The 21,991-nt window shown below is 50.7% G+C and carries 19 protein-coding genes; 11 read left to right on the top strand and 8 right to left on the bottom strand.

From position 1 onward, the window contains the following. The first annotated feature begins 1 nt into the window (after window position 1). From thrB to ung, 3 genes are read left to right on the top strand one after another with little or no spacing between them, the layout of a single operon-like run. Window positions 2-952 carry a homoserine kinase gene (thrB, locus tag BLW68_RS10955; RefSeq protein WP_092793193.1) on the top strand — a complete coding sequence of 317 codons (951 nt, stop codon included), beginning with the start codon at window positions 2-4 and terminating at the stop codon, window positions 950-952. Window positions 953-961: 9 nt separating this feature from the next. Then, a complete protein-coding gene (gene thrC, locus BLW68_RS10950; protein WP_092793191.1) occupies window positions 962-2,245 on the top strand; it encodes a threonine synthase in 1,284 nt (427 codons plus the stop codon). Continuing rightward, on the top strand, window positions 2,245-2,901 hold the full coding sequence (gene ung / locus BLW68_RS10945) for a uracil-DNA glycosylase (protein WP_092793189.1): 657 nt from the start codon (window positions 2,245-2,247) through the stop codon (window positions 2,899-2,901). The genes thrC and ung overlap by 1 nt, the downstream gene beginning before the upstream one ends. A 47-nt stretch (window positions 2,902-2,948) precedes the next feature. Here the strand turns inward: ung and BLW68_RS10940 are convergent, their stop codons facing one another. The 3 genes from BLW68_RS10940 to tal all read right to left on the bottom strand — a co-directional run bounded on the left by BLW68_RS10940 (window position 2,949) and on the right by tal (window position 5,843). After that, window positions 2,949-3,122: a DUF3545 family protein gene (locus BLW68_RS10940; protein WP_082694730.1), complete on the bottom strand. Its 174-nt coding sequence runs from the start codon at window positions 3,120-3,122 to the stop codon at window positions 2,949-2,951. A 124-nt stretch (window positions 3,123-3,246) separates the two neighbouring features. Beyond that, a complete protein-coding gene (gene pgi / locus BLW68_RS10935; RefSeq protein ID WP_092793187.1) occupies window positions 3,247-4,866 on the bottom strand; it encodes a glucose-6-phosphate isomerase in 1,620 nt (539 codons plus the stop codon). Between the two features lie 26 nt (window positions 4,867-4,892). Next, window positions 4,893-5,843, bottom strand: coding sequence for a transaldolase (gene tal / locus BLW68_RS10930; RefSeq protein ID WP_092793185.1), 951 nt, complete (start codon window positions 5,841-5,843; stop codon window positions 4,893-4,895). A 207-nt stretch (window positions 5,844-6,050) separates the two neighbouring features. On the opposite strand from tal, the gene BLW68_RS10925 reads away from it, so the two are divergent. The 3 genes from BLW68_RS10925 (at window position 6,051) to BLW68_RS10915 (ending at window position 9,896) form a co-directional block, all read left to right on the top strand. Continuing rightward, on the top strand, window positions 6,051-7,667 hold the full coding sequence (locus tag BLW68_RS10925; protein ID WP_092793183.1) for a tetratricopeptide repeat protein: 1,617 nt from the start codon (window positions 6,051-6,053) through the stop codon (window positions 7,665-7,667). A 43-nt stretch (window positions 7,668-7,710) separates the two neighbouring features. Further along, entirely contained in the window at window positions 7,711-8,487 is a 777-nt protein-coding gene (yaaA, locus tag BLW68_RS10920; RefSeq protein WP_092793182.1) for a peroxide stress protein YaaA, read from the top strand. Between the two features lie 110 nt (window positions 8,488-8,597). Next, on the top strand, window positions 8,598-9,896 hold the full coding sequence (locus BLW68_RS10915) for an inosine/guanosine kinase (RefSeq protein WP_092793180.1): 1,299 nt from the start codon (window positions 8,598-8,600) through the stop codon (window positions 9,894-9,896). Between the two features lie 269 nt (window positions 9,897-10,165). Here BLW68_RS10915 and BLW68_RS10910 read toward each other — a convergent pair whose 3' ends face one another. Both BLW68_RS10910 and srmB read right to left on the bottom strand, forming a co-directional pair. Next, window positions 10,166-11,218: a S66 peptidase family protein gene (locus BLW68_RS10910; protein ID WP_092793178.1), complete on the bottom strand. Its 1,053-nt coding sequence runs from the start codon at window positions 11,216-11,218 to the stop codon at window positions 10,166-10,168. Between the two features lie 146 nt (window positions 11,219-11,364). Further along, entirely contained in the window at window positions 11,365-12,588 is a 1,224-nt protein-coding gene (gene srmB / locus BLW68_RS10905) for an ATP-dependent RNA helicase SrmB (protein WP_092793176.1), read from the bottom strand. Window positions 12,589-12,714: 126 nt separating this feature from the next. On the opposite strand from srmB, the gene BLW68_RS10900 reads away from it, so the two are divergent. Continuing rightward, window positions 12,715-13,392: a tRNA1(Val) (adenine(37)-N6)-methyltransferase gene (locus tag BLW68_RS10900; protein ID WP_245728317.1), complete on the top strand. Its 678-nt coding sequence runs from the start codon at window positions 12,715-12,717 to the stop codon at window positions 13,390-13,392. Window positions 13,393-13,402: 10 nt separating this feature from the next. On the opposite strand, the gene fldB is transcribed toward BLW68_RS10900, so the two are convergent. Then, window positions 13,403-13,921: a flavodoxin FldB gene (gene fldB / locus BLW68_RS10895; protein ID WP_092793174.1), complete on the bottom strand. Its 519-nt coding sequence runs from the start codon at window positions 13,919-13,921 to the stop codon at window positions 13,403-13,405. A gap of 156 nt (window positions 13,922-14,077) precedes the next feature. On the opposite strand from fldB, the gene xerD reads away from it, so the two are divergent. The 4 genes from xerD (at window position 14,078) to BLW68_RS10875 (ending at window position 19,562) form a co-directional block, all read left to right on the top strand. Then, complete coding sequence (gene xerD, locus BLW68_RS10890; protein WP_092793345.1) at window positions 14,078-14,992, top strand: site-specific tyrosine recombinase XerD; 915 nt, start codon at window positions 14,078-14,080, stop codon at window positions 14,990-14,992. A 19-nt stretch (window positions 14,993-15,011) separates the two neighbouring features. Then, the gene (gene dsbC, locus BLW68_RS10885; protein ID WP_092793172.1) at window positions 15,012-15,725 is read left to right on the top strand and encodes a bifunctional protein-disulfide isomerase/oxidoreductase DsbC; all 714 of its coding nucleotides are present in this window, start codon (window positions 15,012-15,014) and stop codon (window positions 15,723-15,725) included. A gap of 9 nt (window positions 15,726-15,734) precedes the next feature. Next, window positions 15,735-17,471, top strand: coding sequence for a single-stranded-DNA-specific exonuclease RecJ (recJ, locus tag BLW68_RS10880; protein ID WP_177172214.1), 1,737 nt, complete (start codon window positions 15,735-15,737; stop codon window positions 17,469-17,471). 84 nt (window positions 17,472-17,555) lie between these two features. Then, window positions 17,556-19,562 (top strand): ATP-binding protein, encoded by a 2,007-nt coding sequence (locus BLW68_RS10875; RefSeq protein WP_092793170.1) that lies wholly within the window; start codon window positions 17,556-17,558, stop codon window positions 19,560-19,562. Here BLW68_RS10875 and BLW68_RS10870 read toward each other — a convergent pair. Both BLW68_RS10870 and BLW68_RS10865 read right to left on the bottom strand, forming a co-directional pair. Next, window positions 19,514-21,046, bottom strand: coding sequence for a sensor histidine kinase (locus BLW68_RS10870; RefSeq protein ID WP_092793168.1), 1,533 nt, complete (start codon window positions 21,044-21,046; stop codon window positions 19,514-19,516). The two genes, BLW68_RS10875 and BLW68_RS10870, sit on opposite strands and share 49 nt — an antisense overlap. Then, a complete protein-coding gene (locus BLW68_RS10865) occupies window positions 21,046-21,945 on the bottom strand; it encodes a type 2 periplasmic-binding domain-containing protein (protein ID WP_143039949.1) in 900 nt (299 codons plus the stop codon). Before BLW68_RS10865 ends, BLW68_RS10870 begins: the two co-directional genes overlap by 1 nt. Window positions 21,946-21,991 lie beyond the last annotated feature (46 nt).

The raw sequence follows: 21,991 nt of genomic DNA, 5'->3' as shown, positions 1-21,991 counted from the left end.
GATGCAGCAGTTTTCTTATTTAAAGCGTTATTACGCCCCGGCCTCTACCGGTAATTTCTCGGTGGGTTTTGACTTGTTAGGTGCGGCTTTTGAGCCGGTAAACGGCGAATTGTTTGGCGATGTACTGGATATCTGCGCTGAGCAGGCAGAGCTGAGCTTAGAAATTGTTGGCCGTTATCTGCATCAGTTACCGGCAAATAGTACAGATAATCTGGTACTCAGCTGCTTTTATGCTTTTGAACAAAAGCTGGGCCGCACCTTGCCGCGCCTGGCGCTGCGGTTGCATAAAAACCTGCCGGTGGGCAGTGGCCTGGGCTCCAGCGCCTGTTCGATAGTGGTGGCGTGTTATGCCTTTAATGATTACTTTGGTAAACCACTATCTGAGGCCGAATTGCTGCAGCTGATGGCGCAAGCTGAAGGCGGTGTCAGTGGCAGTGTGCATTATGATAATGTCGCGCCATCTTATTTTGGGGGCCTGCAACTGATGTTGCCGCAAAGTCCGCATATTTGCCGTACTTTGCCCTGGTTTGAGCATTGGCGGGTGGTACTGAGTTACCCCGGCACGGTGTTATCGACCAAAGCGGCGCGCGCGGTGTTGCCGCAGCAGTTAAGTTTGTCGCACAGTATTGCTTTTGCCGGTATGTTAGGCCGTTTCGTCAGTGCGCTGTATGCCGGTGATGAAGCTGACGCTGCTGCGGCGCTGCAAGATCTGGTAGCAGAACCGGCCCGCACACCGCTTATACCAGAGCTGCCCCCGCTCAGAGCCGCTTTAATGGCAAAAGGGATTTTGCATGTGGGTATCTCAGGGGCTGGCCCCACCTTATTTGCATTGTGCCGCAATGAAGCGCAGGCTCAGCTTGCCGCTGACTATTTATCACGGCATTATGAAAAGAATCAGGACGCGACCACGCAAATTTGTCGCTTATCATTGGCTGGCGCACGGACGCTGTAGGAAAGAATAATGATGTTAACGAATATTAAGATACCTGCCGAGCAGGTGAGTTTTTTACAGGCAGTACGCCAGGGGTTGGGGCAGCAGCAAGGCTTATTTTTCCCTACCAGCTGGCCTAAACTGGATATTGATAAACTGCTTGGCATGTCACTGGTAGAGCGCAGCAGTGCTATTTTGCAGGCGTTAATTGGTGACGAGCTAAGCCAGGCAGAAGTCACGCAGATGGTTAGCAGTGCTTTTACCTTTCCTGCGCCACTGGTGCCGGTAACCGACGATGTAAGTTGCCTGGAGCTATTTCACGGCCCGACTCTGGCATTTAAAGATTTTGGCGGCCGTTTTATGGCTCAGGCACTGGCAAAGGCGCAAGGCGGCAAGAAAACCACCATTGTTACCGCAACGTCAGGTGACACCGGTGCTGCCGTGGCGCATGCATTTTATCGTCAACCCGGGGTGCAGGTGGTGATTTTATTCCCCAAAGGCAAAATCAGCCCGTTACAGGAAAAGCTGTTTACCACCCTGGGTGAAAATATTACCACGCTGGCGGTAGAGGGCGATTTTGATCAGTGTCAGGCACTGGTAAAACAGGTGTTTGATCACCAGGCATTGGTAGAAAAACTCAGTATTAATTCGGCTAACTCGATTAATATCAGCCGCTTATTCGCCCAAATCTGTTACTACTTTGAAGCGGTAGCACAGGTGCCTGCCGATAAACGTGACCAGATAGTTATTGCTGTGCCCAGTGGTAACTTTGGTAATTTAACCGCCGGTTTAATTGCCAAGACGCTGGGTTTGCCCATTAAGCGTATGGTTGCAGCGACTAATGCTAATGACACAGTACCGCGCTATTGGCGCAGTGGTAACTGGCAGCCGAAAACGACCGTTGCCACACTGTCAAATGCAATGGATGTAGCCGCACCGAATAACTGGCCAAGGGTAGAGGCGTTACTGGCACAAGGCGTAATTAACCGCACAGATATTGAAGCGGTAATGGTAGATGAAGACGACACCGTGTTTGGTGTACGGCAGTTGTCACAGCTTGGCTATTTAAGCGAGCCGCATGCTGCGGTGGCTTTTAAGGCGCTAAAGCGCAGCTTGCAGGCAGGCGAGTACGGTATTTTCCTCGGTACTGCTCACCCGGCTAAGTTTAAAGAACAGGTAGAGAATATTCTCGGTACTCCTATAGCGTTACCGGAAGTGCTGGCGCGCTGTGCCTCAGAGCAGGGGCTGAGCAAAGACATTCCGGCAGATTTTGCCGTGCTGCAGCAAGAGCTGTTAAAACTGGAGCAAGCCTGATGCCGTGGCAGCAGTTATTGGGGCAGGAGAAAACCCAGCCCTATTTTATAGAGACGCTGGAGCAGGTAAAGCTGGCGCGTCAGGCCGGGCAGGTAATATATCCGCCTGAAAGTGATGTGTTTAATGCCTTTAAGTTAACCGGGTTGGACAACCTGAAAGTGGTGATCCTGGGGCAGGATCCTTATCACGGGCCGAATCAGGCGCATGGTCTGGCATTTTCTGTACGCCAGGGCGTGCGGGTGCCACCATCACTGCAAAATATGTATAAAGAACTGGCACTGGAGTATGCCGATTTTCAGATCCCGCAGCATGGCTGTCTGGAAAGCTGGGCCCGCCAGGGAGTATTGTTGCTTAATACTGTGCTGACTGTAGTGGCAACTCAGCCTAATTCACACCGCCATTTAGGCTGGGAGCAATTTACCGATAAGGTTATTGCCCAAATCAGCGCACAGTGTCAGGGTATCGTATTTCTGCTTTGGGGCTCGCATGCGCAGAAAAAGGGCCGCCTGATCGACCGGCAACGCCATTTTGTGCTGGAAGCACCGCATCCGTCACCGCTGTCTGCTCATCGCGGCTTTCTTGGCTGTGGCCACTTCAAACAGGCAAATGAGCTATTGGTTAAGCAGGGTAAAACCCCAATTAACTGGCAGGTGTAACCTGGCCCAAAAGCAAAAAACGCCCGCTGCTGCCAGCGGGCGTTTTTTTACAATTCGATATCAGCCAGTTCAGGTTCAATGGTCCAGTCAATATCGCTCAGCTCCCTTTTCAGGCGCTGGCGCTCTTTGAGCTGTTCAATTTCACGCCATTTACGCTTTACTGCACGCGGTTTAGCAGCTGGGCGCTCCAACATATTCAGTAAGTCTTCGAAGCTTTCCATAGTTTGGCCTCTCTGATAGTTGTTGTTCAATAGTTGTTGTTATTTTCAACAAATGATTTACCACATTTTGCATCAAAATAAAACAACTAAGTGACAAGACTATGACAGGCCCGCACTATTTACCTTACTTATGTTGAGAGAATGCCGCTATTAACGCCTGGGTTGAACTGTCCAGTTTACTGGCATCAGAGCCGCTTAACGCCTGATAAATAGGGCCGGACAGCTGTTTACCCAGTTCCACGCCCCACTGATCAAACGAATTAAGGCGCCATATTACACCCTGACAGAATACTTTATGTTCATACAACGCGATTAAAGCGCCAACATAATATGGCGATAATTCCGGCAGCAGCAGGGTATTGCTGGGTTTATTGCCAGGCGATACTTTATGCGGCGCTAACTCTGCAGCCTGTTGGGCAGTCATACCTGCTGCCAGGCATTCGTCTGTGGCTTCCTGCAGTGTTTTACCCTGCATTAATGCCTGCGTCTGGGCAAAACAATGCGCCGCCAAACGCTGGTGATGATCGGTTAAACTATGCGCCGGTTTCAGTGGCAAAATAAAATCGGCAGGCACAGCTAACGCGCTTTGGTGCAATAACTGATGGTACGCATGCTGACCATTGGTACCGGCATCGCCCCAAATTACCGGCGCGGTAGCGTCAGTTAATGGCTGGCCGTTAATATCAACGCTCTTGCCATTAGATTCCATGTCCAGCTGTTGCACATAAGAGGGCAGTAAGCGCAGATAATGGCTGTACGGCAGTAAAGCCTGTGCCTGACAACCAAAGCCATTGATATACCAAATGCCCAGCAGTGCCAGCGTCAGCGGCATATTCTCGGCCTGCGGGGCGTTGATAAAATGCTCGTCCATTGCTTCAGCGCCTTTAAGCAACTGAGCAAAATGCTCGTTGCCAATCATCAGTGCTACCGGCAAGCCTATAGCCGACCACAGCGAGTAACGTCCGCCTACCCAATCCCACATCGGCAGAATATTTTGCTCGACAATACCAAACTCTGCTGCAGCGGCAATGTTAGACGACGTCGCCCAGAAATGCCGGGCAATAGCTGCGGCATCTGCGCCATTGTCTTTAAACCATTGGCGTACAGCCAGCGCATTTTGTTTGGTTTCTTCAGTACCAAAGGATTTAGACGCAACAAACACCAGGGTAGTGGCCGGGTCGAGGTTTTTCACCACATCCGATACCACTGCGCCATCGATATTACCGGCGAAATGCAGTTTAACCGGGCTGCAATGATAAGGCGTTAATGCCTCTACTGCCATTTGCGGGCCAAGTAATGAACCGCCAATGCCAACCCAAATCAAATCGGTTATGGCTTTGCCGCTGTAACCTTTGTATTCACCCTGGTGTAACTGGCTGACCAGCGCTGTCATTCTGGCGCGGCAATCGGCGATGGCGGCGCCGATATCTTCGCCATCAAGCTCAAGCCCTTGCACATCCGTTTTGCGTAGCATGGTATGCCATACCGTGCGTTGCTCGGTGTTGTTAATTTTGTCGCCGGCCAGCATCGCCTGCAGCACCGCATTAATATTACTTTGTGCGGCCAGTTGCTGCAGCGCCTGCCAGCTTTGGTCATCAATCAGGTTTTTCGAGTAATCCAGGGTAATGCCACAAGCTTTGGTGCTAAAGCGGCTGGCCCGGCCGGGATCGGTATTAAACGCCTGCCGTAACGAAATGTGTTTTGCTGCCAGCTGTTTAAGACCAGACAATGCGGAACCTGACATACTCTACTCCCCTGAAAATTATGTGATTAAAGTGCCTGCTGGATCAGTTGCTCCAGCTTACGTTGGTCAATAGCAAATTTACGGATACCTTCTGCCAGCTTTTCTGTCGCCATAGCATCTTCATTCAATGCCCAGCGGAACTGGCTTTGGCTCAGTTGCTCCGGTGCAGAGCGGGTGGCACCGGTATCGGTTAAATGCACGGTCAGCTCGCCTTGTTGTTGGCTCAGTTCGGCCAGTAAGCCGGGGCTAATGGTTAAGCGGTCACAACCGGCCAGGGCTAATACTTCACCCACGTTACGGAAACTGGCGCCCATCACCACAGTTTTAAAACCATGCTGTTTATAGAAGCGGTAAATTTCCCGTACTGATACTACGCCCGGATCGGTTTCAGCAGTGTAATCCTGTCCGGTGCTGGCTTTGTACCAATCCAGAATGCGGCCAACAAAAGGCGAAATTAAATAGACACCGGCTTCAGCGCAGGCGCGGGCCTGAGCCATATGAAACAGCAGTGTCAGGTTACATTGAATACCTTCCTGCTCTAACTGGCGTGCAGCCTGAATACCTTCCCAGGTAGAGGCAATTTTTATCAGAATGCGATCAGTGCCTATGCCGTTTTCTTTGTACAGCGCAACCAATTGGCGGGCTTTGGCTATGGTAGCATCAGTATCAAAAGACAAACGAGCATCCACTTCGGTCGATACCCGGCCTGGCACCAGCTTACTGATAGCAGTACCGATATCGACGGCAAATTTGTCTGATGCCAGGCTAAGCTGCGCTTCAGCTGAGCTGGTTTTGCTTTTGGCGTAGGCTACAGCACCGGCTAATACAGGTTTGGCAAACTCCAGCTGACTGGCATTTAACAATAAGCTGGGATTAGTGGTAGCATCTACCGGACGGAACTGCTCAATGGCTGTCAGGTCGCCGCTGTCTACAACTACAGTGGTAACCGCTTTTAACTGGGTAAGTAAGTCGCTCATATTGTTTTATTACCGTATTTTTGATCACATTCTAGTGATGTAGCGTTTAATAAGCAATTAATGTAGGAATATTACAACAAAGTTCGGTGCTAACCGGATTTTAACTACATTAGCGTTGCGTGACGTAAAGTAAGTTACTATATTGCCTGTTTTTGTCGGGCTTAAAAGGCCATATTTTGTTTCAGTGTAAATTAGCACAGGATCTCAATGATCTTCCAAGCCAGCTTTTATAAAAGTAAAAAACTTCTGTTAATCGAAGACTGTGAGCCTGTGCGTGCCTCTATTAAGGGCATGTTACAGCAAATAGGTTTCGACGATATTACCGCTGTTGCTGATGCTATGCAGGCTATTTCTCCGGCCAGACGGCACAGCTTCGACTTTGTTCTGGCTGATTTTAATCTGGGCGACGGTAAAGACGCGCTGCAACTGTTTAACGAACTTTCTGCACTGGGGGCTATTAAAACCGCCTGTTGTTTTGTCCTGATGAGCTCTGAACCTCAACGTTTACCGGTGTTTGGCGTACTGCAAGGCACACCGGATCACTTTGTGTTAAAGCCGTTCTCCTATCTAGAGCTGGAAAAACGGCTGGCCAAAGCCTGGCAAAACCGCACCGCACTGCGCAAAGTGTACCAGGCCATCAAGCAGGCCGATCTGGCTAACGCCTTGCTGGAGCTGGATGAGGCGATAAAAGCCGGTTCTGCGAACCCCTTGCAGGCCTTGCGCTTAAAAGGCGAACTGCTGCTGGCACAAGGCGAATATAACGCCGCAGCACAGCTGTACAGTAAAATTCAGCAACAACGCGATTTTAGCTGGGCCAGGCTTGGTGCTGCCGCCACCATGGTAAAACTGCAGCAATGGGACAATGCTGAGCAGTTATTGCTACAACTGGCGGAGCAGGACGATATTCGCCCGGAGGCTGTAGAGTGGCTGGCACGGTGTTATTTATTGCAGGCCGACTTAGCCAAAGCACAGGAACAATTAACCGAGTTGCTGAAACTACAACCTACCAATATGGCTGCACATTACGCCCTGGCAGATGTATTACAGCTTAATGGCCAGCAGGAAGATAGCAGCAGATATTTACAAAAATTAATTCAGCAGTTTCGTTTTTCAGCTTTCGACGCGCCCGAGTGCTATTTACAATTAAGCCGCTTATTGCTGGAACAGGCGCAGTTCACTGAGTTGGGTGCCTTTAGTGCTGCACTGAAAAAAAGCAGTGAAGCACTGGCTAATATGCCGCAAAAGCTGGCCACAGATATTATAGAACCCGAAGTGGCAGTACTGCGTGCGCGCATTAGTTTATTGCAAGGCAATGTGGCTGATGCCAAACAGCAATTAAACCTTGTTACCGTTGCCAGCAAACCGGTACATGTTGCCGCCGAGCTGGACAAAGCCCGTCTGGCTTTTGCTCTGGGCGATACTAAACAGGCTGAAGCGCATCTTGCGCTGTTAAAAAGTGCCGATTTTGCTGCTGATGATCTGTCGGGTTGTTGTCAGCGTTTATTAGCCAAACAAGCTCTACTGCGTGAAACAGAACTTAAAGCGCAACTGCGTGATTTAAACCAGACTGGTATGGACGCTGCGCAAAAAGGCAATGTAAAAGTGGCACTGGTTAAATTACGCCAGGCGTTTTTACTGATGCCCTGTAACGCCGGGCTGGCACTTAACCTGCTGCAGGTATTAAGCCAGCTGCCAGCGCACAAAGCCTTGTTGCCGTTGGCTAAAGCCGTGCTCAGTGCGCTGGAAAACACCGCATTAACCAGTGCAAACCAGCAGCGGCTGGCTCAGCTACTGCCGCAGTTGCCGGAGCTGTACGTTGATTAACAAAGGTTCTATTAATAGTGCTTGAATAATATCGGAATTATCTATGTTGTTGCTTGTATCTCCTGCAAAGGATCTTGATTTTCAGCCATTGGCAGAGCCACTGCCGGTTACCCAGCCAGACATGTTGGCGCAAAGCCAGCAACTGGCAGAGATCTGTAAAACCCTGACGCCGGCTGATTTATCGTCGTTAATGCATATCAGCGATAAACTGGCGGGGTTAAACGCTGCCCGTTTTGCGCAGTGGCAATTGCCTTTTACAGAAAAAAATGCCAAAGCAGCCTTATTCGCCTTTAACGGTGATGTGTATCAGGGGCTGGACGCTGCCAGCTTAACGGCAGACGATATTGCCTTTGCCCAGCAGCACCTGCGCATTTTAAGTGGCTTGTATGGCGTGCTCAGGCCGCTGGATTTAATGCAGCCTTACCGGCTGGAAATGGGCACCAAACTGGCCAATCCAAACGGTAAAGACTTATATGCGTTTTGGCAAAACAGCATTACAGAGCAGCTAAACCAGCAGTTAGATAAACTGCAAAGCGATGTAGTGGTAAACCTGGCGTCGCAGGAATACTTTAAGGCAGTAAAACCTAAGTTGCTGCAGGGCTGTTTAATTACGCCGGTATTTAAAGATTTTAAAAACGGCCAGTACAAAATTATCAGCTTTTTTGCCAAAAAAGCCCGCGGCTTAATGGCGCGTTATATTATTCAGCAGCGTTTAACCGCGGCAGAGCAGTTAAAAGGCTTTAATCTGGCAGGCTATGGTTACAGCGCTGAACACTCTACGGCCAACGAACTGGTATTTTTACGTCATAGCGCAGAATAGTTTTATCTGCGCAACCAGCCGGTTCTGCTGACTGATTCAACATTACCTTCAGCCGTTTTTTTGTTACAATGCCGCTCTTTGCCGGTAGCGGCTTTGCAGTGGTGTAACAGATGAAATTTCCCGGCCTGCGTAAAATTAAACATTATTTCCCGGTATCCCAGCCCAAGCCTCAGTTGCCCAGCTTTGAAGTACGGCCAGAGCTGGATACCTATATCGTTGGCCTGGATCAAACCATTGTGGATGTGGTCGCCAGCGTTAGCGATGAATTTCTGCAAAAGTATAATATCCGCAAAGGCTTATCTAATCTGGTAGAACACGGCAAAGCTAATTTAATTTATCAGGAGTTGGTGGCGCAGCAGGCCATATCGGATCATTTCGCTGGCGGTACTATTGGCAATACCATCCACAATTATTCCGTACTGGCTGATGATAAATCGGTGTTGCTGGGCGTCATGTCAGCCAATATTGCGCTGGGATCTCCGGCATATCACTATGTTTGTCATACCAGCTCGAAAGTGGATATGAACCATTTACAGGGCGTGGCCGGTGATATTGGTCGGGGTATTACCATGATAACGCCGGACGGCGAGCGTACCTTTGTTATCGACCCCAGCGATATGGATGAGCTAAGCCCGGATTACATTCCTACTGATATTATCGCCGGAGCCGCGGCTTTTGTGGTGAGTGCTTACCCGCTGCGTGCCACAGATCAGCCGATTCAGCAGGCGATGTTTAAAGCCCTGCAGGATGCCAAAGCGCATAATGTGCCGGTGGTGATGAGCCTGGGCACCCGGCATTTGGTAGAAGAAAATCGCGAGCAAATTCTTAGCACTATTAAAGATTACGTTAATGTGCTGGCAATGAACGAACTGGAAGCTGAAGCCTTAACCGGCTGTGCCGATCCGCTGAAAGCCGCCGAAGCGATATTGGATCACACTGATATGGTGCTGATCACCGCCGGGCCGGAAGGGTTATACCTGTGTGGCCACACCGACGATAATGTAAAGCGTGAAAGCAGTAACCCGATAAAATCGGCCAGCCTGGCCGATTTTAACCAGTATGAATTCAGCCGGCCGATGTTGCATGCGAACTGTGACAAGCCACTGAAAGTGTATTCGCATATTGATCCGTATTTAGGCGGGCCGGAGCGGATTAAAAACACTAACGGCGCCGGTGATGGCGCGCTGTCAGCTATTTTGCATGATATGGCGGCGAATCATTTTCATAAGCAGGTGCAGCCGTTATCCGGCAAGCATGAGCAGCCGTATCTGGCGTATTCATCTTTCGCACAAATTTGTAAGTATGCTAACCGGGTAAGTTATGAAATTCTGGTGCAAAACGCGCCGCGCTTGTCCAAGGGCCTGCCGGAGCGTGAAGATAGCCTGGAAGAAGCTTACTGGGAGAGATGATAGCTGGTGCGCAACGCGCTAAGCTGGTGTCCCGATAGCGCAGCCACAGAGTGTCTGAGCAAGCCATGGATGGCTTGCGAGTTGCTGTGGCGAGCATAGCGGGATTTCCAGCTTAGAAGTTCAGTAGTAAGAGGATCCGCATTACTCACACCGACACGCCGTAAATACTTCCCTGTAGGCTCGATTATAAACTTCATCCTTGCTGGGGAACAGCTGTGCTGGCCTGCAACGGTCGGCTTAGAGTAATCCGAATCCTCTACTGGTCAGCATTAACTTTGAAACACACTTTCCAGCAAACGGAAGGTACCGGCATCGGCATCCAGCTCAACGCGGCCACCCACCGGCACAATAAACTGCTGGCGGATGTGGCCAATCATGGCGCCGCGGTATGCCGGTATATTCAGCGGTTTAATATGGTCTTCAAAAATCTGGTCCATCGTTAGCCAGCCATAACCACCGCTGGGGCGGCATGCAGTGCATTCCCCGAAAATAAAACCGGCTATTTTATCCAGCGCGCCCATCAGTTTTAGTGTGCTAAGCATACGGTCGATGCGGTAGGGGGCTTCTTCTACATCTTCTAAAAATAAAATTTTACCGGTGAAATCAGGTAAATAAGGCGAGCCTGCCAGTGCGGTTAGTACCGTAAGATTCCCCCCAACCAGCTCGCCCTGAACTTTACCACCGGTAATGGTTACGGTGCGGTTTTGCCGTGCTACCAGCTCGTCTTTGGCGTCCAGCACATTTTGGTACTGCATTAATTCGCGATCGAAAAATACCCGCTGAAACTGATCGGCATTAAAGCTGTTCCAGCTGCCGGTGCCGTTCGGGCCATGGAAACTGATTAAACCGGTCTGGGCATGAATGGCATTGTGCAGCGCGGTAATGTCTGAATAACCCAGTAAAACCTTGGGGTTGTTGCGAATAAGCTTGTAATCCAGCAGGGGCAATAACCGTGCGGCACCCGAGCCACCGCGCAGGCAAATAATAGCTTTTACTTCTTTGTCGGCAAACATGGCGTTAATATCGCTGGCGCGCTCAGCGTCGGTACCGGCCAAATGGCCACGGCGCGCGGCAAGGTGTTTGCCGGTTTTTACCTTAAAACCAAGCGCCTGCATCACCTCTTGGGCAATTTGTAAATCCAGGGCTTCATCGGTGGCTTTAGAGGGGCTAACCAGGGCGACGGTATCGCCTTTGTTTAATGCCAGTGGTAACAGGCGTTTGTTATTACCGCCTGCAGGGGCGGCCATTACGCTGCTGCAACCGGCCAGCGGTAACAGGGCGGCGGTCAGGGCACAGCTTTTTATAAATTGTCTTTTGTCCATTAAGCAACTCCACTGGCTATCAATTCACTGGGCTAATAATTTATTCAAACTACCAATAGCAGCTTAACTAAATAATTCCAAGATTGCACAGCAAAAATGCGATAGCCGCCGCTGTTTTTGCGAGCGGCGGTTGCCGGTGGTTAAGCTTATTTTTTCGTGTTTTTAGCGGCTTTTTTCGCTGCGGCCTTGGTGGGCTTTTTCTTTTTCACCGGCACTTTGGCTTCTTTGTTTTTCGGCCGCAGCGCTTCTATCACGCGGCGCTTTAGTTTTTGCTCTACATAGCGTTCTACTTTGGCCAATATGGCCATATCGTGCGCTTCAATCAGCGATATCGCCGTGCCTTTTTTACCGGCGCGGCCGGTGCGGCCAATGCGGTGCAGGTATACGTCGGCACTGCGCGGCATATCAAAGTTAATTACATGGCTTACATCGTCAATATCCAGGCCGCGGGCGGCAATATCGGTTGCCAGTAAAATATTAACCCGGCCAGAGCTGAAACGCTCAACTGCCTGCATGCGTTTATCCTGTGGCATTTCGCCCTGTAACCAGCCGCAGCGCAAACCGGCGGTTTCCAGCTGGCCGGTTAAGCTGGCCAGGCGCTCACGGGTTTTAATAAATACGATGGTTTTGGTCACATCCGGCTGTTTTAGCAGATGAATAAGCAGTGCCAGTTTATGCTGGGCGTCATCAGCTAAATGTACCCATTGCAGAATTTTAGCGTTTTCTTTACGCGATGGTATGGCTTCAACCCGCTCGGGCTCTTTTAACGCACGTGCGGCAAAACGTTCTAAATTAACGCCTTCCAGCGTGGCAGAGAATAAAAACGTCTGCCTGCGGCGGCGCGCCTCCAGCACTATGCGGTTCATCTCGCCGATAAAGCCCATATCCAGCATGCGGTCGGCTTCATCCAGAATCAGCAGTTCTACTTCATCGGCCTGAAAGCTTTCTTCGTCCAGGTATTCAGTTAACCGGCCGGGCGTGGCGATAAGAATATCGTTGTTTTTTTCCAGCGTATCTTTATGGCTGCCGTAGTTAATACCACCGGTGATTACACCGACATTAAGCTCGGTAAACTGGGTAAAATGCTTAAACTCGTCGTATACCTGATACGCCAGCTCGCGGGTTGGTGTCATAACCAGCACGCGGGCAAAGCCAGGGTCTTTGCGGCCAAAGTCGAGCAGGTACTGAATGGCAGGCAACACAAACGCCAGCGTTTTACCGGTGCCGGTAGGGGCGCTGGCCAGTAAGTCTTTACCTTCCAGTGCCAATGGGATCGCCATTTCCTGGATCAGCGTGGGCGCCTCGAAACCGCGCATACTGATGGCGCGGTTAATATCATCGTCCAGTTGAAAATCTGCGAATGTTGTCATCTTGTCCTCAGCATTGTTGCCTGCCCGGTGACACTGCGCCCGATTCGCCGTAAACTGGCGGCGGAGGTGCTGATGTCGGCCGGATTTCAATGTAAAAAATTCTATGTAGCTCATGATCGGTGCGCGATGAAAGTAGGCACCGACGGTTTATTGCTTGGCGCCTGGGCACCTGTGCCTGCAGCGGGCAATATTCTGGATATTGGCAGCGGCAGTGGCCTTATCAGCCTGATGCTGGCACAGCGCAGCAACGGGGCTTTACCCATTACCGCAATTGAACTGGACCCCGACGCCGCAGAGCAAGCCTGCGAAAATGTGGCACTTAGCTGCTGGCCCGACACTATACGGCTGATAAAGGGCGATATTCTAACGTATCAGCCCGGTGAACGTTACCGTTTAATTGTGTCTAACCCACCTTTTTTTCAGCAGGCGCTGGGCGCTAAGGATGCCAAACGGCATCAGGCACGGCATACCGACAGTTTGCCCTTTGGCGCTTTATTGCAAAAGGCGGCTGAGTTGTTGCACAGCGAAGGTGTTTTTGCGCTTATCTTACCGCTTAGTAGTGCACAAAGCCTGTTAGCACTGGCACAGGCGCAAGGCTGGTTTGTGCCGCAATATTGTGCGGTGCGCAGCAACGACACTAAGCCGGTGCAGCGGGTGCTGTTGTGCTTAAGCCGTTACCCGGCAGATACTGAATACAGCAGCCTGACTATTCGTCAGTCGGGTCATCAGTCAGGTCATCAGGCCGATGGTGGTTACAGCGCACAATACAAAGCATTATTAAAAGATTTTTATCTGAAGTTTTAGCCGCGTTTATCTAAAGCTGGCTGGCAATTTCCTGCAAAATCTGGCTTACCCAGTCATTTAAACGGGCGTCGGTTAAGTCGTACTGGTTTTCATCGTCCAGCGCCAGGCCATAAAACAGCTCACCGTCTGCTGTTAGCGCTTTAGAGGCAATAAAGTCGTAACCGGCGGTGGGCCAGTAACCAATGCGCTGCGGGTTTTGTGGCGCTATGGCGTCGTGCAGCATACCCACGGCATCAATAAACCATTCGGCGTAGCCCAGTTGGTCGCCCATGCCGTAAATGGCCACAATTTTGCCGCTTAAATCTACGCCGCTGATGTCGTCCCAGTGCGCTTCCCAGTCTTCCTGAATTTCGCCAAAATCCCAGGTCGATAAGCCAAGAATTAAAATATCGTAGTCGGCCATTTTGCTTAATGGCACCTGCTTGATATTGTGCAGATCTATTGTGTCGGCACCAATTAATGCCTGAATTTTCTCTGCAACCATTTCGGTATAGCAGGTGGTAGAGCCATAAAATAAACCGATTTTCATGTCTGTCTTATTACACCATAACGCCAACAGTAAAGACGCGCAGTGTAGCAGAATAGCAGCACCGGCAAAATCCCGGCTTTGCCTGCACTGTGCTATGCGCTAACATAACGGCAGTATTACAGGCGGAATGCCATGTCAAAAACAGTATCAGAAACCATGTCAGAAACTGCGCAACCCCAGGCGGCCGATTTACAGCTTATCAGTGCCTTTCTTGATCAGCTGTGGCTGGATAAAGGCGTCAGTGAACATACGCTTAGTGCCTATGGCACCGATTTAAAAAAGTTTGCCGCTTTTATCGCCGGGCAAAACCAGCAGTTGCTCAGCACCGACAGCATGTTGGTAAACCGCTATCTGGCGCAGCGTTATGACAAACAGTACAGCCCGCGCAGTACCTCACGCGCGCTGAGCAGTTTGCGCCGTTTTTACGCTTATGCGCATCAAAGCGGCAAAATTGCCAACAACCCGCTTACGCAGCTGTTAAACCCGAAACTGGGCCGCAGCCTGCCTAAAAGTTTGTCAGAGCAAGATGTAGATGCCCTGCTAAATGCGCCTGATTTAACTGACCTTATTCAGTTTCGCGATAAAGCCATGCTCGAGCTGTTGTACGCCAGCGGTTTGCGGGTTTCTGAATTAGTGGGCTTGTCGATGCAACAACTTAACCTGCAGCACGGTCTGGTAAGGGTAGTGGGTAAAGGCCAGAAAGAGCGGCTGGTGCCGATGGGCGAAGAAGCCGCGCACTGGCTGACACGCTATTTACGCGAAGCGCGGGTACAGTTGCTCGGCGGCCAGATGCTGGATGTGGTATTTCCAAGCAATCGTGCACAGCAGATGACGCGGCAAACCTTCTGGCACCGTATTAAGTTTTATGCCAAAGTAGCGCACATTCAGGCCGAGCTGTCGCCGCATACATTGCGCCACGCTTTTGCCACCCATTTACTGAACCATGGCGCAGATTTGCGTGTAGTACAAATGTTGCTGGGCCACAGCGACTTATCTACCACACAAATTTATACCCATGTCGCGCAGGCAAGGTTACAAAGCCTGCATCAGCAACATCACCCGCGCGGTTAGGCGCAGAACAGGAAACAGTATGAACAAGTTTGTATCAGCGTTATGTAGCCTTGGATTTATTGCAGCAGCCAGTGCGCAAAGCAGCGATATTGATGCCCAGCACAATCAGGTGAAGCAGCAGTTTGCTATGCTGAATTTATCGGTAAATGCCATCTCTGAGGCACCACTGGACGGCCTGTTGCAGGTATTTACCAATAAAGGCCTGTTTTTTACCTCAAAAGATGGCCAGTATTTTATTGAAGGTAACATTTATGACTTAACCAACAAAGTGCTGGTTAACGACGAGCAAATGCGGCCTTATATTCAGCAACAGGTGGCGGCAAATAAAAGCGGCACTATTGAATACAAAGCCAAAAAGGAAAAATACGTCATTAACGTATTTACCGATCCCAGCTGTGGCTATTGCCGCAAATTACACAACGAGATGAAGGATTATAACGATGCCGGTATTACAGTACGTTATATGGCATTTCCGCGGGGCGGCCTGACATCTGAAACCTATCTGCAAATGCAGCATATCTGGTGTACAAAAGACAGCCGGGGCGCGATGAACGCTGCAAAAGACGGTAAGAATGTTAAACCCGCTATGTGTAATAATCCGGTGAAAACTCAGTACGAATTAGGCCAGTCTTTTGGCATTAACGGTACACCGGCCATTATTTTACCCAGCGGCCGTTTAATTCCGGGCTATCAGCCTGCCAAGGCGCTGTTAGCCCAACTGCAGGCGGAATAACAACCGCCTATGTCTGCAGTAAACCGCTTTATTCAACGCCGGGTAATGCCCGGCGTATTACCTGACTTACCTGATAACACCCACCCCGTGCTTAAGCAGCTGTATGCCTGTCGCGGGGTAGTGCATTCCAATGAGCTTGAACGTGGCGCCGGCCGCTTATTGCCGTTTCAACAGCTAAAAGGTATTGATGCAGCCACAGCGTTATTAATTGAAGCCCTGCAACAACAGCAACATTTAGTCATTGTCGGCGATTTTGATGCCGACGGCGCCACCAGCACTGCGGTTCTGATCAGTGGCTTGCGCGCTTTTGGCTTTAAATCACTGGAATATCTGGTGCCTAACCGCTTTGAATACGGCTACGGTTTAACCCCCGAAATGGCCGAGCTGGCAGTAGCGCAGGGCGCCGAGCTGATAGTTACCGTGGATAATGGCATATCCGCCCTTGAAGGCGTGGCACTGGCAAAAAAAGCCGGCGTTAAAGTGCTGGTAACCGACCATCATCTGGCTGGCAACGAATTACCCAATGCTGATGCTATTGTAAACCCGAATCAGCCAGGCTGTAGTTTTCCCAGCAAAGCGCTGGCGGGCGTTGGTGTCGCTTTTTATCTGCTGCTGGCACTGCGTGCTGCACTGCGTGAGCAAAACTATTTCACCGAACGGCAGCTTAGCGAACCCAACTTAGCTGAGCTACTGGATTTAGTCGCGCTGGGCACAGTTGCTGATGTGGTGCCACTGGACAGCAATAACCGTATTTTGGTACATCAGGGCTTAATGCGTATTCGCAGCGGCAAATGCCGCCCCGGTATTCAGGCACTGATTGATGTTGCCAACCGCAGCGCAACCAAGCTGACCGCCAGCGACTTTGGCTTTGCCTTAGCGCCACGGTTAAATGCTGCTGGCCGGCTGGATGATATGTCGCTGGGTATAAGCTGCCTGCTGGCAAATGATTTGGGGTTGGCACGTCAGTACGCCGCTGAGCTGGACAGCCTGAATGTAGAGCGCCGTGCCATCGAGCAAAGCATGCAACTGGAAGCGCAGGCGTTTTTAAGCCAACTGTCATTTGATGGCGCCGAACTGCCGGAAGCCCTGTGTTTATACCGGCACGACTGGCATCAGGGCGTAATTGGGATTTTAGCCGGGCGCATTAAAGAGCAGTTTCACCGGCCAACTATAGTGTTTGCCCAGGGCGATGAGGGCGAGCTTAAAGGCTCGGCACGCTCGATAAGCGGCCTGCATATTCGCGATTTGCTGGAAGAAATTTCCAGCCACTATCCTGGCTTAATTAAAAAATTTGGTGGCCATGCCATGGCGGCAGGTTTAACCATCAGTGCAGATCGTTTAGATACGTTTAAACTGGCGCTGAGCTTAACGGCAAAAAAACACCTGACAGCAGAGCAGCTTACAGCAGTGATCTATAGCGATGGCGAGCTGCCTGCAGACTGCTTTGATATTGGCTTTGCCCAATTGCTGCAAAACGCCGGCCCTTGGGGCCAGGCCTTTCCCGAGCCGGTATTTGATGGCGAATTTAACCTGATCAGCCAAAAGATGCTGGCGGATCGCCATTTGAAAATGATGCTGCAAACAGCTGGTGGCAAGCTGGTCGATGCCATCTGGTTTAATGCCGACAACAAAGCCTGGCCTGATGTAAATGTGCAAAAAGTACAATTGGCCTATCAGCTGGATATTAATGAGTACCGTGACAAGCAAAGTTTGCAGTTAATCGTGCGGCATATGATTGCAGTTTGACCGGCTACAGCAAAAGCCTTGCTGTAACCCCTGCGCCCTGCTAAACCTTAAGCTGAATATAAGGAAATTGCTCGGGGCGTAGTAATGGACTCCACTTCAGCTGCAACGCAAACCTCTGCTGCTACTGCTGCACGGCAAGGGCCGCAATTGCTCGCACTGCAGGCCAGAATACTGGCCTCACCGTTGTTATTTTCCAGTGACACCAACCTGGCATGGCAATTTCTGACTAAACAAATCAGTAAGACATTGTACGCAGACCGCGTCAGTATCTGGCTATTTAGCCAAAGCGATGTACTACAGTGCACTGACTTATATCAATACCAGCTTAACAGCCACAGCAGCGGCGTGTGTTTGCAGCGCAGTAACTACCCGAAGTACTTCAATGCCTTAAAGCAACATGCGCTGATTGCTGCGCCGGATGCAGCCAGCCATCCCGCGACGGCCGAGTTTAACGACGGCTACTTGCAAAGTACCGGCATTCGTTCAATGTTAGATGCTGTTATCCAGTCTGAATACGGGTTTGGCGGCGTGATCTGTGTCGAGCAGGTGAGCGAACAACGCAGTTGGTCGGTAGATGAGCAACATTTTATTGCTGCTATGGCATCAATGGCCAGCACCGTACATACCTTTAGCCGGCACGTGCAGTTGCAGCGTGAATATCAGTTGGTGTTGGAGCGGCAAGAGATGGCCAGCCGCAATGCCCGCATTGGTTTTTGGGAAGCGAATATCAGTAGTGGTGAGCTGTGGTGGTCGCCGATGGTGTATGACATCTTTGGCGTTGACCCAAAGCTGTTTTCTCCCAGCGTCGAGCTGTTTTATCAGTTGGTACACCCGGATGACAGGGCCATGGTGCAGCAGAGTGAGCAACAGGCACAGCTGCTGGGTGAACAGAATGTAGTACATCGTATAGTGCTGCCGGATGGTCGTTTGCGCTGGGTACATGAAGTGGCAAAGTGGACTACGCCGCAGGGCAGCGCACCCGCGCGGCTGATTGGCTCAGTGCAAGATGTTACTCAGCAGCAGCAAACCAGTGGCGAACTGCAGCAGTTCTTTTTACTGTCACGCGATATTCTCTGTATTGCCAACCAGCAGAATTATTTTGAACGGGTTAACACAGCTTTTAGCCGGATAACCGGGTATAGCGAGGCTGAACTGCTAAGCCGGCCTTTTACTGATTTTATCCACCCTGACGATCTAACCAGTACCGATGCTGAAGTGACAGAGCAACAACAAGGCAGAGTAACGTCCGGCTTTTGCAACCGCTACCAGCATAAAGATGGCCATTATGTCACCTTGCAGTGGTCTTCAGTGCTCGACCCTGTCACCGGCAAGTTATATGCCTCGGCGCAGGATATTACCGAGCGTTTGCAGTTAGAGCGGATAAAAAACGAGTTTGTCTCTACGGTAAGCCATGAGCTGCGTACGCCTTTAACGTCGATTAACGGCGCCTTAGCACTGGTTAATTCCGGCTGTGTCGGCACCTTACCTCCTCAGGCCTTGCAGTTGCTTCAACTGGCTAACAATAACTGCCAGCGCCTTACCAGTTTGATAGACGATTTACTGGATATCGAAAAGTTATCTGCCGGTATGATGCAAATTGTGCTACAACCGCAGCCGGTGTTGACCATGGTGCAGCAAAGTGTGGTTGATAACAGCCCGTACGGTAGGGACAGGAATATTCAGCTACAACTGCACAGTACCGGTTGTGATGAGCAGCTGTTAATTAATGTCGACAGCCTGCGTTTTGCTCAGGTAATGGCTAATTTACTATCCAATGCTATTAAGTTTTCACCTGATGCTGCGACCGTAGAGGTAAAGATTGAGCAGCATCAGCAGCAGGTACGGATCAGTGTTACGGATATTGGGCCGGGCATAGCTGATGCTTTTAAAGCGGCAATTTTTCAGCGCTTTTCGCAGGCCGACAGCAGCGATACCCGGCAAAAAGGTGGTACCGGGCTGGGGTTGGCGTTGTCAAAACAACTGACAGAATCTATGCAAGGCAGTATTGGTTTTAGCTCCAGCACAGGCGCAGGTGCCTGTTTTTATATTGATTTTCCGCTCTGGTCAGGCAAAGCTGAAGCAGGTGACTGAGGTAAACTAAACCAGAACAGGCTGCCGCCTTCTTCTGTTACACGGTAGCCAACCTCGCCACCCAAACGGGTGACAATACGTTTTACGATAGATAAGCCTAAACCATGGCCATCGGCACTTTGTGGCGAGAAGCGCTGGAAAGTACTGAACAAGCCTGCCTGCTGCTGTGCACTGAGCGGCACGCCGTTGTCGCGGATCCAGAAGATCACCATACCGTCCTGCGTAGTATCAGCACTTAGCCGGATAACCGGTGGCTGGCCGCCGTATTTAATTGCGTTAGACAGGTAGTTTACCCAGACTTCTTCTACCCACTGCGGATAACCGGTTGCTATCGGCCAACTGCTGGGCACTTCGATAGCGGCCTGATGTTGGCGGGCAAAGTTTTCTAAGCGCTGCTGCGCGTTGCTGACCAATAGCGCCATATCCAGTGGTTGCAGTGTGACATTTTGTTGTTCGCGCATGCTGGCTAATAACAACAGGGCATTGATAATGTCATTCATTTTGCGGGAGGTGGTATCAATGGTGGTCAGGGCAGCATGTTTTTGCTCTTCGGACAGCTCGATAAAAGTAGCGTTGAGCAAGCGGCTCATACCTATCAGACTGGTTAACGGATGTTTTAAATCGTGTGCCACGGTATGGGCATAGGCATCAAGCTCTTCATTTTGTCTGGCTAACTCTGCCGATTGCTGTTGCAGTAAACTGTTTTTATGCTGCAAATCGGTGGTACGCCGTGCCACCTGCTGCTCTAACTGAGCGGTATTGTTGTTTAGCTGCAGTTCTATTTCATTGCGTCTGGCCAGTTCATGCTTAATGCGATGTTGCAGCCGGTTAATGGCGTCGACTACCTGGTCCAGCTCGTCGTGCCGTACCGGCCGTTTTAATTGCAGCGGTTGCTCCAGCCGGTTCAGGTCCAGGTGGCTGGCAAATTGCGCCATAGCGCGTAGGTGGCGGCTGACCGCAAAGCGAAAAATAAGTAGCATCAGCCCCGTGCTGAGTAATAAGGCACTGACCGTAACCAGAGCAATATTGCGGCTTTGCTGCCATAGTTGTTGCACAATGTCATCGGCCATTAACTGTACCTGCAGTGTCCCGACCGGGTGTTGCTCACCATCTATCTGATAGTAAATCGGGTAATGTTTACTAGCCAGTGGGGCGCTGAACTGCGGATGTTGCCGATTGATCTGTTGGTGTAATTCATCTTTCAGGCTGACTGCACCGACATGCTCCAGTTGGGCAATGCCGTCCAGCAAGGTATGAATACGGTGGATATCAACCTCCCACAGGCCGGCAGCCAGGCTTGGCAGATAGCTTTTTTCAATATTGTCAAACTGCTGCTGTACGGTGGTCATTTCATGGCGGTATAGGCTGTAACTTAAACCGGCTGTCAGTAAGGTCGACAGCAGCAAAGCTGCCAGCACCATAGTAATCACCACTCTGGTAGCCAGGTGATGGCGTAGCGGCTGGGAGGGTAAACTGTAGGGCATTAGTATCCAAGCTCCGGGTTAAACCACAGGTTGTCATCCTGCAGTGGCGTATCCGGGTGCAAAAACGGATTATCAAGGCGGATAACCCGGCGTTTGGCTAGCTCAGCCTGTGCAATAGTGCCGGCGAAATGCTGCAGAAATAACTGCCGCATGCTGCCATCGTGCAGAGCAGAGCGCAGGCCTTGTTCAATCGCCTGGGCCAGCTGCGGTCGGTTGGGGTTAACAAAATAATACAGCGGTGCCGGGTAATACAGCACCAGATGGTCTGCGATAGCCAAATGGTGCCCGGCCTTTGTTTGCAACTCAGACTGTATTTCGCTTATCGACCTGGGGAAATAATCTGCCCGACCCAGCTGCAACATGGTAAACATGCCAGCGTAATGTGTGCTTGGTATAACATTAAATTGATTATGCTGCAGTATCTGCAGATCAGGCCAGTCGTGGCCTTGTACAGCGCGCAGTGCTTGTAATTGCTCAGCAGTGGTAATGCCGGCAAAACGGCCGGCATCTTGCTGGCGGATCAACAGCAAACGCCAGCCCAATAAACCGCGGTCTATCGGGATCCGCACCGGCAGCAGCTTTTGCTCACGTTCTGCTGACGCAAAGGTCCATACCACATCCATACCATTACCGTTTTCCAACTGACGCAAAGTCCGCCACTGCGCCTGGTCGCGTTTACTTGGTTCCGGTTTGTAATGGCTGGCGGATTTCTCCAGCGCCAAATGCAGTAAGGCTATCGGATAATGGCCGCGGGGGTCGTCCAGCATGGTAGCAGGCCAGGAGTAAATCACCGGCTCGGCAGCACAGCGCAGGGCGCTAATCAGCATTATGAAGAACAGATACTGCTGTATGGTGGGGTAGGAGCGCAATATACCGTGTCCCTGCAGTGCTTTTGCCAAACAGCATAGCGGCTTAACTCTGTTGCGGGCAAGTTAACCGCGGCAA

It is taken from the genome of Rheinheimera pacifica (assembly GCF_900108485.1).
Lineage (GTDB): Bacteria > Pseudomonadota > Gammaproteobacteria > Enterobacterales > Alteromonadaceae > Alishewanella > Alishewanella pacifica.
Note: the sequence above shows the minus strand (reverse complement) of the source record. Positions and strands in the feature narration are given on the sequence as shown.

Coding starts and splice junctions, on each gene's coding strand:
- ung (WP_092793189.1), top strand. CDS start 2,245: ATGCCGTGGCAGCAGTTATTGGGGCAGGAGAAAACCCAGCCCTATTTT.
- BLW68_RS10915 (WP_092793180.1), top strand. CDS start 8,598: ATGAAATTTCCCGGCCTGCGTAAAATTAAACATTATTTCCCGGTATCC.
- fldB (WP_092793174.1), bottom strand. CDS start 13,921: ATGAAAATCGGTTTATTTTATGGCTCTACCACCTGCTATACCGAAATG.
- BLW68_RS10910 (WP_092793178.1), bottom strand. CDS start 11,218: ATGGACAAAAGACAATTTATAAAAAGCTGTGCCCTGACCGCCGCCCTG.
- srmB (WP_092793176.1), bottom strand. CDS start 12,588: ATGACAACATTCGCAGATTTTCAACTGGACGATGATATTAACCGCGCC.
- yaaA (WP_092793182.1), top strand. CDS start 7,711: ATGTTGTTGCTTGTATCTCCTGCAAAGGATCTTGATTTTCAGCCATTG.
- recJ (WP_177172214.1), top strand. CDS start 15,735: ATGTCTGCAGTAAACCGCTTTATTCAACGCCGGGTAATGCCCGGCGTA.
- xerD (WP_092793345.1), top strand. CDS start 14,078: ATGTCAGAAACTGCGCAACCCCAGGCGGCCGATTTACAGCTTATCAGT.
- BLW68_RS10900 (WP_245728317.1), top strand. CDS start 12,715: ATGAAAGTAGGCACCGACGGTTTATTGCTTGGCGCCTGGGCACCTGTG.
- BLW68_RS10875 (WP_092793170.1), top strand. CDS start 17,556: ATGGACTCCACTTCAGCTGCAACGCAAACCTCTGCTGCTACTGCTGCA.
- pgi (WP_092793187.1), bottom strand. CDS start 4,866: ATGTCAGGTTCCGCATTGTCTGGTCTTAAACAGCTGGCAGCAAAACAC.
- BLW68_RS10870 (WP_092793168.1), bottom strand. CDS start 21,046: ATGCCCTACAGTTTACCCTCCCAGCCGCTACGCCATCACCTGGCTACC.
- dsbC (WP_092793172.1), top strand. CDS start 15,012: ATGAACAAGTTTGTATCAGCGTTATGTAGCCTTGGATTTATTGCAGCA.
- tal (WP_092793185.1), bottom strand. CDS start 5,843: ATGAGCGACTTACTTACCCAGTTAAAAGCGGTTACCACTGTAGTTGTA.
- thrC (WP_092793191.1), top strand. CDS start 962: ATGATGTTAACGAATATTAAGATACCTGCCGAGCAGGTGAGTTTTTTA.
- thrB (WP_092793193.1), top strand. CDS start 2: ATGCAGCAGTTTTCTTATTTAAAGCGTTATTACGCCCCGGCCTCTACC.
- BLW68_RS10925 (WP_092793183.1), top strand. CDS start 6,051: ATGATCTTCCAAGCCAGCTTTTATAAAAGTAAAAAACTTCTGTTAATC.
- BLW68_RS10940 (WP_082694730.1), bottom strand. CDS start 3,122: ATGGAAAGCTTCGAAGACTTACTGAATATGTTGGAGCGCCCAGCTGCT.